The sequence below is a fragment of the Streptomyces sp. NPDC058864 genome, from assembly GCF_042742985.1.
Classification (GTDB): domain Bacteria; phylum Actinomycetota; class Actinomycetes; order Streptomycetales; family Streptomycetaceae; genus Actinacidiphila.
In genome coordinates, this window is sequence record NZ_JBHYMQ010000056.1 from 18893 (window position 1) to 34353 (window position 15461).

The following is a 15461-nucleotide window of genomic DNA, read 5'->3' on the forward strand; positions in this document are numbered from 1 at the left end:
CGCACTCGCCCATTCGGGTCAGAAGCAGGGGTCGGCGCCCTTCTTGACCGTCATGTGCAGGCCGTTGAGCCGGAACGTCGCGGCGCTCACGGACTTGGCGGACTGCCGCAGCCCGTCGATGGTGAGGCTCTCGGCCTGCTGCCCCAGGGCGCCGGCCGGGCCCTTGGCCCTGCCCTCGGTGTCCGTCTTCGAGGCGTCCACACCGATCCGGATGTCGTGGAACTCCGCGTCGCCCGACAGGTAGTCGGTGTCGACGATCAGCTGGTCGGCATGGACGGGCCGGTCGCCGCCGCCCGCGTTGATCAGCAGGGTGACCTGGCCGAGGCCGGGGACGGAGCCGACCACGGACTGGCACATGTCGTACAGCTCCGCCGAGGCGATGGCGGAGACCGCCTGGGGGAAGTCGCCCTCGGCGGTGCGGTCGACGGTCACGTACTGGGTGAAGCCGGTGCCGGTCAGACGGTCGGCGGAGATCTTGATGTTCCGGCCGGACAGGGCGGTCGTGGTCGGTGAGATCGCGAGGGAGACGGGCACCACGCCGGCGCCCGCGCCGACCGCCACGGCGGTGGCGACGGCGAGGGTCGGTATGAGGACGACGGCCATCCGCGTCCAGCTGGTGCGGCCGGACGCACGGCGGCCGGATGGGCTCGTACGTCGTATCAGCGGGCTCACACGGCCATTGCAAGCCCGGCCGGGTGCCCCGGCAACCGGAGTCAGCGGTGGCGGCCGCCCCGTGGGTCCCGGTGGGGGGAGGGGTCCTGCGGATGCCACCACCCCGTTTGCGGCGGCACCTGGGGCGAGCGCGGGCCCCACCGCTGCGGGTGCGCCTCCGGCTGCGGGGGCGTCCCCGGCTGCGGGGGCTGCTGCGGCCACGCGTGGGGCGGGGGCCAGCCCTGAGGGTGCGGCCCGGCCTGGGGCTGCGGCCAGGCTTGAGCGGCCGGCCATGGCTGCCCGTAGGGCTGGACCTGCGGATACGGCCCGTACGGCGCTCCCGGCGGGGGCGCCGCCCAGGGGTACACGGGCGGGAAGGCGGGCCGGATGGCGTGGGCCGCATGGGTGAGTGCGGGCTGTGCGACGGCCTTGCGTTCCCACAGGTGGTGGAGGAGTTCCTGCTCCCGGGCCTGGAAGTCGGCGCCGGCGGCTCCGCGGTTCGCACGGGCGCGCAGGAAGGCGAGTGAGGTCGCGAAGGACACGTACTCGCGGACGGTGCGGGCGGCCTCCTTGCCCTGCGCGGCGTGGGCGACGGAGCGGGCGAGGCCACGGCCCTTCATGGAGCCGATCGCGGCGGGCTCGGGCAGGCTCAGCCAGCCGGCCATGGCGTAGAGCGGCAGCTGGGTGCGGATCGTCTTCAGCTCGTTCGAGCGGGACCAGATCGCGAGCCAGACCAGCAGGCCGAACAGCGGGATCATCACCGTCGCGTAGACGGCGAGGAAGCCGAGCGGGCTGAACGAGGCGGAGCCGTTCCAGGTGCCGTGCAGCACCATCGCGAGCAGCCAGCCGCCCAGCGGGGCCAGCCAGCGGCGGGCCTGGCCGGGGCGGGAGGTGGCGGCGATGGCGAAGCCGATGCCGGTGAGCGAGGTGAACAGCGGGTGCGCGAAGGGCGTCATCACGATCCGGACGACGAACACCGCCGCGGTCGTGCCCAGGCCGCCGCCGGTCCCGTACGCCTGGTCCTCGGCGAAACCGGAGCCCAGGTAGAGGATGTTCTCGGTGAACGCGAAGCCGGTGGCGGTGAGTCCGGCTATGACGACGCCGTCGACGATCCCGGTGAAGTCGCGGCGGCGGAAGAGGAAGAGCAGCAGGACGGCGGCGCCCTTGGCGCTCTCCTCCACGACGGGGGCGACGAAGGTGGCGCCCCAGGTGTCGCTCTGCGAGTCGCTGGCCGTGAAGGTCGTCACGAGCAGCTCGGTCGCGTACTCGTTGGCGAGGATGGCGACCAGCGTGGCGGCGCACGCGCCCCAGGCGAAGGCGAAGACCGCGTCGCGCAGCGGGGTCGGTTCCACCCGGTCCAGCCACAGGAAGGCCCCGCCGAGGATCGGGACGGGCAGGACCGCGAGGAGGAGACCGACGAGGAAGCCCTCCGTGCCGGTCTGCCGGCGCACCAGCGCCAGGATGATCACCCCGCACAGCGCCAGCACGGAGAAGAGTGCGACCAGCCGGAACGTCCGGTTCTCCCAGAAGTGCCGGCGCGGCTTGTAGTGCCACTGCCCGGGCGCGGGCAGCGCGAACTGCGGTTGCTGGTGTTCCGGATACTCGGGTACGGCGGGCCGGGCCGCCGGGCTCGGGAGCGGCGAGTCGGGCGAATGCGAGTACGAGGACACCCGACGACCTTACGGGGCGGTGACCGCGCGGCGCGATGGTGTTGTCGATTACCGCACCGCCGGCACGTTCACCGGCGTTCGAAGACCAGGTCGTGGACGACGTGGCCCTTCGCGATCCCCTGGCGCTCGAACTTGGTCATCGGGCGGAACGCCGGGCGCGGCTCGGCGTAGCCGCCGGGGGTGGCGTAGGCGTTCACCAGGCCGGGCTCCGCCGTCAGCACCTCCAGCATCTGCTCGGCGTACGGCTCCCAGTCGGTCGCGCAGTGCACGGTGGCGCCGGGCCGTAGCCGCGACACGGCGAGCGCGACGAACTCCGGCTGGATCATGCGGCGCTTGTGGTGCCGGGCCTTGGGCCACGGGTCGGGGAAGTAGACCCGCAGGCCGGCCAGCGAGCCCGGGGCGAGCATGTCGCGCAGCAGGACGACGGCGTCGCCGTTGGCGACCCGGACGTTGCGCAGGCCCTCGCGCTCGGCGAGGTGGATCAGATTGCCCTGGCCGGGGGTGTGCACGTCCGCGGCGAGGATGCCGGTGCCGGGGTCGGCGGCGGCCATCGCGGCGGTGGCGTCGCCCATGCCGAAGCCGATCTCCAGGACCACCGGGCGGTCCGGGGCGAGGTCCGCGTCGGCGAAGAGCTTGTCCAGGTCCAGGGGTGTGCCGTCGATGTCGACGCCCCAGTCCGCCCAGTGCCGCTCCAGCGCCGCCCGCTGGCCGTGGGTGACGCGGCCGCGCCGCGGGTGGAAGGTGCGGATGCGCTGCTCGGTGTGCGCGTTCGGATGCGGGTGGGAGGCGGGGCCGCCCGGGAAGTGGGGGGTGCGGGGCTTCGACATGATGCGTCGATTTTACGTACGCTCCAGCACCGCCAGTGCCCTGCGGGCGATCTCCCGGCCGATCGGCAGCGAGGCCGTCGCGGCGGGCGAGGGGGCGTTGAGCACGTGGACGAAGGGCCCGTCGCCCGTGATCAGGAAGTCGTCGACGAGCGTCCCGTCGCGCAGCACGGCCTGCGCCCGCACCCCGGCCGCCGCGGGCACCAGGTCGTCGGCGGTCACCTCGGGCAGCAGCCGCCGCACGGACTCCACGAAGGCCCGCTTCGACAGCGACCGGCGGATCTCACCTGCCTCGTAACGCCAGTGGCGGCGGGCGATCCGCCAGGTGCCGGGGAACGCGGCCGTCTCGACGAGGTCGCGCGGGCGCACGGTGCGCCGCCGGTAGCCCTCGCGGGCGAGCGCGGGGACGGCGTTCGGGCCGACGTGGACATTGCCGTCGACGCCGCGGGTCAGGTGCACGCCGAGGAAGGGGAACGCGGGGTCCGGGACGGGGTAGACCAGGCCGCGGACGAGGCCGGCCCGGGCGGGCCGCAGCCCGTAGTACTCACCGCGGAACGGCACGATGCGTACGCCCGCGGCGCCGTCCGGGGAGCTCGTGTCCGCGGCGCCGGCCATGCGGGCGACGCGGTCGCAGTGCAGGCCCGCGCAGTTCACGAGCGCCCGGGCCCGGACCGGCGGGCCGTCGTGGGGCTCGACGATCACGGTCCGCCCGTCGCGGTGGAGCGCCCGGACCTCCGTGCCGTACGCGACGCGGGCCTCGCCGCGGCCGCCTTCGGTGGTGAGGCGGGCCATGGCCGCGGCGACCGCGGTGAAGTCGCAGACCCCGGTTGTGCCCACGTGGATCGCCGCCAGCCCGCGTACGTGCGGCTCACGCTCGGCGATCTGGGCCGGGCCCAGCTCCCGTACCGGGATGTCGTTCTGCCGGCCCCGCTGGACGAGGGCGTGCAGCCGGGGCAGCTCCTCCCGGTCCGTGGCGACGATCAGCTTGCCCGTCACGTCGTGCGGGATGTCGTTGCCGGCGCAGAACTTCACCATCTCGGCGGCGCCCTGTGTCGCGTACCGCGCCTTGAGGGAGCCGGGGCGGTAGTAGATGCCGCTGTGGATCACGCCGCTGTTGTGGCCGGTCTGGTGGTGCGCGGGGCCGTCCTCCTTGTCCAGGACCAGGACGGACGTGCCGGGTGAGGTGCGGGTGATCGCGTACGCGGTCGCCAGGCCGACGATGCCGGCGCCGATGACGACGATGTCCGCGGTGTCCATGCGCGCGGTCACCTCCCGCGTAAGGCTTGGCCCGTCCGCGCGCGCGGCAAACCTGTGAAAGCGCTGTTGGTTCGGCTGTCCCGCCGTCTCGCTCCCTTCGGTCGCAAGGCGGCGGGCTGCGGATGGGAGGGTGCCGGTCCGGGGCGGGTCGGCGGTGTGCGGGTGGCGGGTGGCTGGGGTTCGGGCTCCGGAGCGGGTCGCCTCTCCCTTGGCGGGGGTCTCGTTGCCGTCCGCGGGTGCAGACGGCCGCTTCCACGCCTTCGCTGTGTGGTGGGCGCGCCCGCCGTTACCTGCGTCTGCGGCTGCTTCGGGGTGCTGTCGAGCGCTCCACGGGACATCGGGCTCTGTTTCGCCCGAAATGCACAGCGAAAGCGGGCCCGATCTTTGGGCTGGGGAGGATCGGGCTCTGTTCCGCCGAGTATGTCGGCGGAACAGGGCCCGATGTAGGGGAAGTACCCGCAGGCGCGGGTTACGGCGGGCGCGCCCACCACGGACGGTGGGCGTGGTCACCGGCCATCTGCACGCGCGGACGGCGACGAGACCGGAACCGTACGGGCAACCGGCCCCGCTCCGGCGCCTGGACCCCCGCCGAAGATCAACCCGCACACCGCCGCGAAGGCTCGCCCCCACCCTCCCCATCCGCAGCCCGCCGCTTTGCGCCCGCAGGGCGCGAGACGGCGGGAGAGCCGGACACCGGCAGGGCGCTGTCCGCCCCGGAGTGCTACGCGGGGGCCGCGAGCAGGGGCCGCGCCCGCTCCCGCAGCTCCGCGACGCGCGGCTCGTTCCCGTACGGCTCCAGCCGGTGCAGAAGGTCCCGCACGTACTCCGTCGTCCGGGCCGACGAGATCCGCCCGGCGACCTCGACCGCCTTGACCCCGGCCGCGCAAGCCGCGTCCAGGTTGCCGGACTCGAGCTCCGCGACCGCCGAGACGACCAGCCGCAGCCCGTGCGAGCGCACGAACTCCTCCGTGGGCCGGGCGAGCGCCGTCTCCGTGAAGCGGCGCACCTGCCCGGGCACGCGCAGGTCGCGGTAGCACTCGGCGGCGTCGGCGGCGAGCCGGTCGTAGGAGTAGAAGCCGAGCCAGGGCGGGTCGGCGTCGCCGTCGCGGGCGCGGTCGAGCCAGGACTCGGCGGCGGCCAGGGCCGTGGCGCAGGCGGCGCTCTCGCCGGCCTTGGCGTGGGCCCGGGCCTCGACGAGGTGGAAGAAGGACATCGTGCGGGCCGTGGCGAGGCCGCGGTTGCGTTCGAGGGCGGCCTGGGCCAGGTCCACGCCCTCGTCCGCGAAGCCGCGGTACGTGGCCTGGAGGGACATCGACGCCAGGACGTAGCCGCCGAGGGGGACGTCGGCCGCGGCACGCGCGAGGCGCAGGGCCTGGATGTAGTACCGCTGGGCGGCCTCCTGCTGACCGGTGTCGAAGGCCATCCACCCGGCGAGCCGGGTGAGTTCGGCGGTGGCGCCGAAGAGGGAGCGGCCGACCTCGTCGCTGTACGAGCCGAGCAGCAGCGGGGCCGCCTCGACCCGCAGGCACTCGGGGACCATGCCGGAACGCCAGTCGCCGCCGCCGTACTTGGAGTCCCAGCGCCGGGCGTCCTCCGCGGCCTCGCGGAGCTTGGCGACGTCGGAGTGGCCGACGTGGTGCGTGCCCGGGGCGGGGTCCTCGCGGGCGACGCGTGCGTCGGCCGGGGTTATCAGCCAGCGGGAGGCGGGCGTGACGTACGCGCTGACCGCGAAGGAGCCCGCGAGGCTCTGCCAGATGCCGCCGCCGCCCGGGCCGCGGCGCCCGGGGTCCAGCTTCCACAGGTCGGTGGCGGACTTGACGGCCTCCCCCACGTCGCGGGGGAAGGCGAGGCCCACCTCGGGCGCGGGGTCGGCGTCGGCGAGGCCGATCTCGTGCAGCGGCACGGGTCGGCCGAGCTTGCTGCCGATCGCCGCCGCGATGAGGTGCGGGGCGGCGCCCTGCGGCACCATGCCCTTGGTGACCCAGCGGGCGACGGAGGTCTTGTCGTACCGCAGGGTCAGACCGCGCTGGGCGCCGAGGTCGTTGACCCTGCGGGCGAGTCCCGCGTTGCTGATGCCGGCCAGGGCGAGAAGGGTGCCCAGTTTCTCGTTGGGCCCTCGGGGTTCTTTGGTCATGACCACTACCACCTCTCGCCGTAAGCGCGAGGGCCGCGTACGCCTGCCACGCCTGTCACACCCTCTCGACGCACAACAACGGCTGGCCCGGCGCCTCTTGTGGAGGCGTGCCGGGGCCGCCGCTGCCCGCCAACGGGCATGCGCCGAGCCCCGAGCTGCCGGGACCATCGCTTCTCGGGTGAACCCAGCGTAGTTCGCCGTATCCCGCCCGTTAAGAGCTGTTGTCCCGGATGGCGAGATTCCTGCCCTGAATGCGGCCTGGCGACTCCTGCTGGTGGCGCGTGCTACCGGCGTATGCGGCCGTGCGCCCATCCGCGCGCTCTGTGCCGTTTCGGGCGGTAGGGGTTCCATGGTGACGTGGGTTGGCCCGCGGCTCTCATGTGCGGCTATGGGGGGTAGTGGCGGGTCAGGGGGCTCCGCCACCACAATCCCCGCGGGTGGCGGACCGGTCCGGGAGGTGCGCCACGCCTCCCGGACCGTGACCCCCGCACGTCGCACAAGGGACGAATGCGGGCTCCCCGGACATTGACCGGAAAATGACGTTTGAAATCCGGCATCCCGTTCCAAGTGACTTTGATCAGGGGGGAGTTGGGCCGAACCGGCCCGCGCCGGACCGCGCGTGACGCGCGGTCCGGCGCTCAACCATGTCCTCATGCGCCTCTTTGTGCGCCGCTCCGTGGCAGCATGTTCTCCGGACGGGGCGGCAGTTCGGCCTGCCGCGGGGCCGGTTGGCCACGGTGGCCCACGTTGTCCACAACCTGTGGAGGCGGCGATGCGGTGGTTGGTGGGGTGGAGCAGCGCTGCCGTGGGACAGGTTCCCGGCGAGCGCGCCGACCGCACCCTGCAGCCCGTCGGCGCCCAACTCCTGTGGGGCGACCCCGATCCGCTGTGGATGGTGGGCGACTGGCGCTCCGACGAGGTGCGGATCGTCCACGCCGAGAACGGCTCCGTGGCCCGGCTGGCCGTGCTGGGCCGCTGCGCCGCCTCCGACGCCGACCTGCGCGTGGGGCTGTTCGCGGCGCGCGGCGGCGCGCTGCGCCATCTGACGGCCTGGGCCGGGAGCTACACCTGCGTCCTGCAGATCGGCCGCCGCATCACGGTGCTGGGCGATCTCGCGGGCGCACGGCCGGTGTTCCACACCCAGTGGGCGCGGGGCACGGCGTACGGCACGGCAGCGCTGCCGCTGGCCGACCTCACCGAGGCCGCGCTCGACGTGACCTACCTGGCGGCGCTGCTGGCCTGCCCGGACTCGCCCGAGGCGCTCGGCGAGGGCACCCCGTACGCCGGGGTGCGCCGGGTGCCGCCCGGGCACGCGCTCATCATGCGCGACGGGGTGCCCGAGGTGAGCGGCTACGAGCCCACCGCCTCGCTCGCCGTCGCCGGCACCCCGGCCGCCTCCGCCGACCCGGACCGCGCCATCGCCGGCATACGCGACGCGCTGGTGGACGCCGTCCGGACCCGGCTCGCCCAGCCCCGCTTCGTACCGGACCCGGGCGAGGACCCGGCGCCGGGCATCGGGGCCGACCTGTCCGGGGGCAGCGCCTCCTCCACGCTCGCCCTGCTCGCCGCCGGCCTGCCGGGGATGCCCGGCACACCGCTCGGGCACGGCTCCGCCGCGGGACAGCGCCTGCTCGCGGTGACCTTCAACGACCTCGCCACGGGCAGCGTCCAGGCGCGCGAGGCGGAGCTGGAGCGCGCCCGCAGCATGGCCGCCGATCCCCGGCTGCACCACGTCGTCGTGCCTGGCGGTCCGGAGTCCCTGCCGTACGCCGACCTCGACAGCGGGCCGCTCACCGACGAGCCGGGCCCCTCGCTGATCACCGCGGAGCGGCACCGGCGTCGCCTGGCGGCGGGCGGCGCCGACCACTTCGTGGGGCACGGTGCCCGGCAGGTGCTGGACGCCCACCCGGCCCGGCTGGCGGACCTGCTGATGGACCGGCGGCGGCGCGGCCTGCTGCGTCCCGTCACCGCCCTGGCGCGGGCGGACGGGCCCTCCGGGCGCTCGGTGTTCGTGCCCTTCACCGTGTACCGGGCGGCGCGGCGGCTGGCCCGCACCGGCTACCGGCAGGGTGTGGAGGACGCCGCGGCACGGCTGCTGACCCGGCGTTTCGAGGAGCACGGGGGCGCGCTGGCCGCGTCGCTGGCCGCCCTCGCGTGGTGCCGGCCGGGCCCCGCGGCGCGCTGGCTGACCGGTGAGGCGCTCGCCGAAGTATCGGTTCGCCTGCAAGATGCGGCGGCCCGGCCCGGCACGACGGTGGAGCGCCCCGGCGAGCGCCGTGCGCGCGCCGCGCTCGCCCGGCACGCCGCCGACCACCGGGTCTTCGAGCAGGCCGCGGAGGTGCGCAGCCAGCGGCTCCACGCGCCCTTCCTGGACAACCAGGTGGTGCGGGCCTGCCGGGCGCTGCCCGAGACGCTGCGCGTCCAGCCGGGGGCCCGCGCCACGATCCTGCGCTCCGTCCTGGCGGGCGCGGGCATCCGCGAACTGCCGCCCGGCTGGGGCGCCAACTCCCACGTCTCCACGGCCGTCGCCGTCCGCGCGGGCCTGCGGTCGGCCGTCGACGACCTGCTCGACCTCTTCGAGGCCCCGCTGCTCGCCGACGCCGGACTCGTCGAGGCCCGGGTCGTACGGGCCGCCCTGCGCGCGGCGGCGGACGGCGAACCGGTGCCCGTCGACGGCCTCACCGACCTGGTCGCCACGGAGGTCTGGCTGCGCCGCCTGCTGGCGCGGCGCGGCTCCTGCTGGACGGGCACGGAGGTGCCGGAACAGCGCGCGGTCTCGAGCGGCGTGCAGCGGCTGTCGCTGTAGACCGGCAGCGGTCACCCGCGCAACTGCCCCGTGCATAAGCCAATTTGGGCGGGCGTGCGCCCCATGTGTGCGCTGCCCGGGGGGATATGGACGCCGTTGCTCCACATATGTCGGCGGCCGGAAATGGACCCCGGCGCAGCCCTCCACGCGGGTCTCCGGGACACTCTGAACATGCGCATCCGTACCACGGCGGCGGCCCTCGCCGCCGCTGCCGCCGCCGCGGCCCTCCTGGGACTGGCCGCGAACGCCTCCGGCGCGCCCGCCGACCGGTCCGGGGTCCGCCTCTACGACGAGGCGCTGGGCCGGACGCGCGAGGACGGCGCCACGGTGTGCACCTTCTACTTCAGGGCCGAGGGCTTCGGCCCCGGCCAGCCGGTCAACTGGACGGTCTCGTACGCCAATGGCGAGGACGCGGTCGTCGGCACGCTGGTCACCGGCGACGGGGGCACCGGGAGCAGCGACCGCGTCGTCCTCGCTGACGGGGCCTACCGGTTCCGCTGGGCCGGTTCCGACGCGAAGCCGCAGCGGTTCAGCGTGGCCTGCCCGGACGGGACGGCGACGCCGTCTCCGGGGGGCGCGTCCGCGGCCCCGTCAGCGGGTGCGGGTGCGGGGGCCGTGCCCGGCGTGACGGCCGCGGCGTCCACCGGCCCGGGGACGGGCCTGCCGGCCGCGGGGCTCACGTCCGTGTCGACCTCCACCGGCCCCTCCGACGTCACCGCGGGGGTGGCTTCCGCCCTGGCCGCGCTGGGCATCGCGTCGATCGCGGCCCTCGTCATGCTCCGCCGCAAGCCGGTTTCCCGGCGGCACCGCCGCGTCTCCGGCTGACGCCGCGTACCGGGGTCGCTTCTGCGGGCCGGTTGTCGTGTGCGGGTCGTTTGCGCCTGCGGCGGGCTGTTTCCCCGCCGCCCTCCCGTGGCCCCGGTCGGTCAGTGCGGGTCTGCGCTCCGTTGGCGTGGGGTCGGTGGCGCGCCGGCGCACGTCCTCAGCGCTCGCGGATTTGCCGGGTCATTCCGTCCCGGGTCCGCCGCTCGTCGCTTCCGGGCGCACCCCTGCACACCCCCTCCTGTCGTATGGGCGACTGACGCCGGTGGGGGGTGAGGAGGCGGTCCGGGGTGACCCCGGACCGGCTCATCGCCCACCCTCCGGCCGTCTCCCGCCCGCCTGCCCTCCCCCGTCCTTGGGCCGGGTCGGCCAGTGGGGGTGATGAGGGCGCTCGCGGCAACCCCGGTTTGCCTCATCACCCCCCACCGGGCGTTGGTCGCTCGCGATAGGGAGGGGGTGGGGTCGTAGGGGTGGGCGTTCTGGACGCTGACGTGTATTTGTTGTGCGGCAGAGCGGTGCCGAACCCGGATTGCCCGCCATGCACATAAATATGCGGTACAGAATGCCCGCCCCGGAGGCCCCGCCCCCGGCCCACCCAACGGACCGGGCGAGACCCGCACCAACCGTCCCGGGGCAATCGGGCGGGCGGGCGGGAAAAGAACCCCAACCGCAACCACAAACGACCCGCACACGGACAAACGGCCCGCCCCGCAGGGCCCCGTGTCGGTGGCGTGCCCGACAATGGTGGAGCCGGAGGACGCAAGGGCAGACGGGCACCACAGGAACGGCGGGCGCGATGGCGGTATGGGACGACGTGGTCGGCCAGGACCGGGTGACGGAGCAGCTGGCCGCCGCCGCGCGGGACGCGGACGCCTTCGTCACGGCGGCGGCCGCCGGCACCGCGCTGCCGACCGCCTCGAAGATGACGCACGCCTGGCTGTTCACGGGCCCGCCCGGCGCGGGCCGTGACACCGCCGCCCGTGCCTTCGCCGCCGCGCTGCAGTGCGTGAGCCCGGACCGGGCCCTGGGCGGCGCGCCGGGCTGCGGCTTCTGCGACGGCTGCCACACGACCCTGGTCGGTACGCACGCCGACGTCGAGGTGGTCCGCACCGATCTGCTCTCCATCGGCGTCAAGGACACCCGCGACCTGGTCCGCCGCTCCTCGCTCTCGCCGGCCTCCGGCCGCTGGCAGGTGATCGTGATGGAGGACGCCGACCGCCTCACCGAGGGCGCCGGAAACGTGCTGCTGAAGGCCGTGGAGGAGCCCGCGCCCAGGACGGTGTGGCTGCTGTGCGCGCCGTCCATCGAGGACGTGCTGCCGACGATCCGCTCGCGCTGCCGGCACCTGGTGCTGCGCACCCCGCCGGTGGAGGCCGTCGCCGACGTGCTGGTACGGCGCGACGGCATCGACCCGGTGGTCGCCGAGGCCGCCGCGCGCGCCACCCAGGGTCACATCGACCGTGCCCGCAGGCTCGCCACCGACGAGGCGGCGCGCTCCCGCCGCGCGGCCGTGCTGAGGCTGCCGCTGCACGTGGACGACGTCGGGGGCTGCCTCAAGGCCGCGCAGGAGCTGGTGGACGCGGCGACGGAGGACGCCAAGCAGGTCTCGGAGGAGATGGACGCCAAGGAGACCGAGGAACTGCGGGCGGCGCTCGGCGCGGCCGCGGGGGCGGGCAGCCGCATGCCGCGCGGCACGGCGGGCGTGATGAAGGAGCTCGCCGACCGGCAGAAGCGCCGGTCCACCCGTACCCAGCGCGACACCCTCGACCTGGCCCTCACCGACCTGGCGGGCTTCTACCGGGACGTGCTGGCCGTGCAGGTCGGCACCTCGGTCGCGATCGCGAACGTGGAGGCACGGGACGCCGTCGAGCGGATCGCGGGGGGCTCGCGGCCGGAGAACACCCTGCGCCGCATCGAGGCGGTGCTCGCCTGCCGTGGGGCCCTGGACAGGAACGTCGCGCCGCTGCTGGCGGTCGAGGCGATGACGCTGGCCCTGCGCGCGGGCTGACCGCCGGCGCGCGGGACGGGTCGCGCGGAGCACCCCCGAGCCCTTGATCATCCGGCGGATGGGTGATCGTTTGCGGTGCCCGCGCGTCGCCGCTCACCGGTGTGCCCGGCCTTGCCGCAGGCTGCTGTGCGGTGCCCCCGGCCGCTGTCCCCGCGGGGGTGATCCCAGCGCACGGGACGCGCTTCCCCCTGCCTCCGGCGCGGGTGCCACACCCGTGCCCGAAGCACCGTCGGGGACGTCCCGAGGTGGTGCCGCACGTGCCCGAGGTGGCCGAGGTCGTCGTTCTGTACGCGCTGCTGACTGTGGCCGGGGCCGTGGCGGTGGCGCTCGCCCGCTCGGCACTGCGGCACTGGTGGGAGCAGCGTGCGGGCCGCGCGTACGAACTGCCCGTGGAGCGCGCCGGGACGGTGCTGCGCGGGGCCGGGTCCGCGCTGGCCGCCGCGGTGGCGATCACGCTGGCGGTCTGCTTGCCGTCCGGTTCCGGGGACCCGTCCCTCTCGCCGCCCCGCCAGGTCGTCGCCGCCGGGCCGCCGCCGTCCCGTCCGTCGGCACCGCCACGGCCGCGGCCGGTGCCGTCCGACCCGGCGGAGGCCGGGCTGGTGCCGCCGCGCACCCTCGGTCACCCGGCCGGAGGCACGCTCCAGGAATTGTCCGACGGCACGCGGGTCTGGCTGCCCCCGCAGTACGACTACCCGGACTCCGCGGGGCTCTACTTCCCCCTGGTCGTGGCCCACATCGACCCCGCCGACCCGGATCTGTTCGCCGGTTTCGCCGCCCAGTCGCTGCGGGGCGTCGCCGACCCCTTCGTGGTCGTGCTGCCCGCCCGCTGCGACGCCGGTCCGGGTGCCCGTCCGGCGTCCGTCCCGGCCGCGGTCGCCCGGCTCTACCGCGTGCTGCCCGGCCGCCCCGCGCGGGCGCTGCTGGGCGCTGACGGGGACGCGGCCTGCGTCGTGCGGCAGCAGCTGACCGATCCCCGGGGCTTCGCGACGGCGATCGGCGTCTCGGGCGGCTACGAGGGGATCGACCGGGCCGGTCCGCCGCCGTACTCCTACGCCGCCGGCGGCTACGCCGGGCGGGACATGCCGCGCCCCGCGCTGCTGCTCGCCGTACCCTCCGGAGAGGAGGACGCGCGGCGCTCGGCGCTCGCCCTGCGCGGGCGGGTGCGCGGCGTGTCCGCCGAGGTCCGGGTGCTGGACGGCATCGCCCCGCGGCGGCGGCTCTTCGCGCTCGTCGCCGGGTACGCGACCGAGAAGCTCGACGGCCCGGACCGTCCCTGACGGCGCGGGCCGGAATCACCCGTACGAGGACTGTGGACGACGGTTCGCCACCGGTCCTGCGGATACGCTCCAGATCACCACCACGAGGGAACCGAGGCTCCGATGCACACCCCGCGCCTGCTCCGTACCTCCGGCACCGTCCTCGCCGTCGCCGGGCTGATGCTGTCCGCGTGCACGACCGGTGGCAGCACCCACAGTGCCGCCGCCTCGTCCCCTGCGGGCTCGCTCGGCGGGCCGCCGCCCTCGGGTGCCGCCGCGGACGACCAGGGCAACCTCCGGCCGTACTACGAGCAGCGCCTGTCCTGGCGGGACTGCAAGGACATGCCCGGCATGCAGTGCGCCACCATGCGGGTCCCCCTGGACTACGCGCACCCGTCGGCCGCGACCGACCTCAAGCTCGCCGTCACCCGGAAGCGGGCCGAGGACGGCGGCAAGCGGCTCGGCACCCTCCTGGTCAACCCGGGCGGCCCCGGCGGCTCCGCGATCGACTACCTGCAGTACGCGGCCTTCGGCTATCCGACGGCTGTCACCTCCCGCTACGACATGGCCGCCATCGACCCGCGCGGAGTGGCCCGCAGCGAGCCCGTCGAGTGCCTCAGCGACAGCCAGATGGACGCCTTCGCGGCGACCGACGTGACGCCGGACGACGGCGCCGAGGTCAACGCCCTCGTCGCCGCCGACAAGAAGTTCGCCGACGGCTGCGAGCAGCGCTCCGCCAAGCTGCTCAAGCACGTCAGCACGGTGGAATCGGCCCGTGACATGGACGTCTTCCGCGCTCTGGTCGGCGACCGCAAGCTCAACTACGTCGGCAAGTCCTACGGCACCTTCCTGGGCGCCACCTACGCCGAGCTCTTCCCCGACAAGGCCGGCCGGCTCGTCCTCGACGGCGCAGTCGACCCGTCGATCTCGGCCCTCGACGCGAGCCGCGGCCAGGCCTCCGGCTTCGAGACCGCCTTCGACGCCTTCGCCGCGGACTGCATCACCCACCGCGACTGCGCGCTCGGCACCAAGAGCACCGCCGACGCCGGGCACCGCCTCGACACCCTCTTCAAGCAGCTGGACGGCAAGCCGCTGAACACCGGCGGCTCCCGCAAGCTGACCGAGGCGCTCGGCACCACCGGCGTGATCGCCGCGATGTACGACGAGTCGATGTGGCCGACCCTGCGCACCGCGCTCACCAAGGCGAACAAGGGCGACGGGAGCGGCCTGCTCGCGCTCTCCGACACGTACTACGAGCGCGACGACCGCGGCCACTACGACAACCTGATGTACGCCAACGCCGCCGTGAACTGCCTCGACCTGCCGCCGGCCCTGTCCGGTCCGCAGGCCGCCGAGCAGTCCGTGTCCGCGTTCACCGCCGAGTCTCCGCACTTCGGCAAGAACCTCGCGTGGTCCAGCCTGATCTGCGCCTACTGGGCCGTCCCGCCGGTCGGCAAGCCCCACCGCATCGAGGCCACCGGCGCCGACCCCATCCTCGTCGTCGGCACCACCCGCGACCCCGCCACCCCGTACGTCTGGGCCAAGTCCCTCGCCGGCCAGCTCGACTCGGGCGTCCTCCTCACGTACAACGGCGACGGCCACACGGCGTACGCCCGCGGCAGCAACTGCATCGACTCCGCCGTCAACCGCTACCTCCTCGAGGGCACGCCCCCGGCGGACGGCAAGACCTGCTGAGCCCCCAGGGGCCCCGGCCCGACGCTGGTCGCACCCTGGTCAGGGGCCCCTCAAGAACTGTGTAGACTTGTGCCCGCTGCCGATGCCAAGCTGTCTCCGCAGCTTGCCGCCTTAGCTCAGTTGGCCAGAGCGACGCACTCGTAATGCGTAGGTCAAGGGTTCGATTCCCTTAGGCGGCTCCATGACGAAGGGCCCAGATCACTCCGGTGATCTGGGCCCTTCGGCTTGTGGCGCCCGGTTTCCGGACGCCGAGCGTCATGCGGCCGTGCGGCGGGGTGCCGAGCCTGCGTTCCGCCGCCCCCCGGAGCCCGATGACCGTCCGCCGCGGTGCCGTCGCG

10 protein-coding genes and 1 tRNA gene are annotated in these 15461 nt (G+C 74.7%); 6 read left to right on the forward strand and 5 right to left on the reverse strand.

Going from position 1 to position 15461, the window contains the following annotated elements; translation table 11 throughout:
- Positions 1 to 18: 18 nt before the first annotated feature.
- The 5 genes from ACFW3D_RS31310 to ACFW3D_RS31330 form a co-directional block, all read right to left on the reverse strand.
- On the reverse strand, positions 19 to 672 hold the full coding sequence (locus ACFW3D_RS31310; protein WP_500509843.1) for a DUF6230 family protein: 654 nt from the start codon (positions 670 to 672) through the stop codon (positions 19 to 21).
- Between the two features lie 41 nt (positions 673 to 713).
- On the reverse strand, positions 714 to 2321 hold the full coding sequence (locus ACFW3D_RS31315; RefSeq protein ID WP_500509845.1) for a PrsW family intramembrane metalloprotease: 1608 nt from the start codon (positions 2319 to 2321) through the stop codon (positions 714 to 716).
- Positions 2322 to 2389: 68 nt separating this feature from the next.
- Positions 2390 to 3148, reverse strand: coding sequence for a tRNA (guanosine(46)-N7)-methyltransferase TrmB (trmB, locus tag ACFW3D_RS31320; protein ID WP_500509848.1), 759 nt, complete (start codon positions 3146 to 3148; stop codon positions 2390 to 2392).
- A gap of 12 nt (positions 3149 to 3160) precedes the next feature.
- Positions 3161 to 4402 carry an L-2-hydroxyglutarate dehydrogenase gene (gene lhgD, locus ACFW3D_RS31325; protein ID WP_500509850.1) on the reverse strand — a complete coding sequence of 414 codons (1242 nt, stop codon included), beginning with the start codon at positions 4400 to 4402 and terminating at the stop codon, positions 3161 to 3163.
- 721 nt (positions 4403 to 5123) lie between these two features.
- Positions 5124 to 6536, reverse strand: a complete 1413-nt coding sequence (locus tag ACFW3D_RS31330; protein ID WP_018558441.1) for an NsdA family TPR-like regulatory protein — start codon at positions 6534 to 6536, stop codon at positions 5124 to 5126.
- Between the two features lie 772 nt (positions 6537 to 7308).
- Here ACFW3D_RS31330 and ACFW3D_RS31335 point away from each other — a divergent pair.
- The 6 genes from ACFW3D_RS31335 to ACFW3D_RS31360 all read left to right on the forward strand — a co-directional run bounded on the left by ACFW3D_RS31335 (position 7309) and on the right by ACFW3D_RS31360 (position 15305).
- Positions 7309 to 9342, forward strand: a complete 2034-nt coding sequence (locus ACFW3D_RS31335) for an asparagine synthase-related protein (protein WP_500509852.1) — start codon at positions 7309 to 7311, stop codon at positions 9340 to 9342.
- Between the two features lie 171 nt (positions 9343 to 9513).
- Positions 9514 to 10167 carry a hypothetical protein gene (locus ACFW3D_RS31340; RefSeq protein ID WP_500509854.1) on the forward strand — a complete coding sequence of 218 codons (654 nt, stop codon included), beginning with the start codon at positions 9514 to 9516 and terminating at the stop codon, positions 10165 to 10167.
- Positions 10168 to 10960: 793 nt separating this feature from the next.
- Positions 10961 to 12172, forward strand: coding sequence for a DNA polymerase III subunit delta' (locus ACFW3D_RS31345; protein WP_500509856.1), 1212 nt, complete (start codon positions 10961 to 10963; stop codon positions 12170 to 12172).
- Positions 12173 to 12429: 257 nt separating this feature from the next.
- The gene (locus ACFW3D_RS31350) at positions 12430 to 13449 is read left to right on the forward strand and encodes an alpha/beta hydrolase (RefSeq protein ID WP_500509858.1); all 1020 of its coding nucleotides are present in this window, start codon (positions 12430 to 12432) and stop codon (positions 13447 to 13449) included.
- A 102-nt stretch (positions 13450 to 13551) separates the two neighbouring features.
- Positions 13552 to 15123 (forward strand): alpha/beta hydrolase, encoded by a 1572-nt coding sequence (locus ACFW3D_RS31355; RefSeq protein WP_500509861.1) that lies wholly within the window; start codon positions 13552 to 13554, stop codon positions 15121 to 15123.
- A 105-nt stretch (positions 15124 to 15228) separates the two neighbouring features.
- A tRNA-Thr gene (locus ACFW3D_RS31360) sits at positions 15229 to 15305 on the forward strand.
- Positions 15306 to 15461 lie beyond the last annotated feature (156 nt).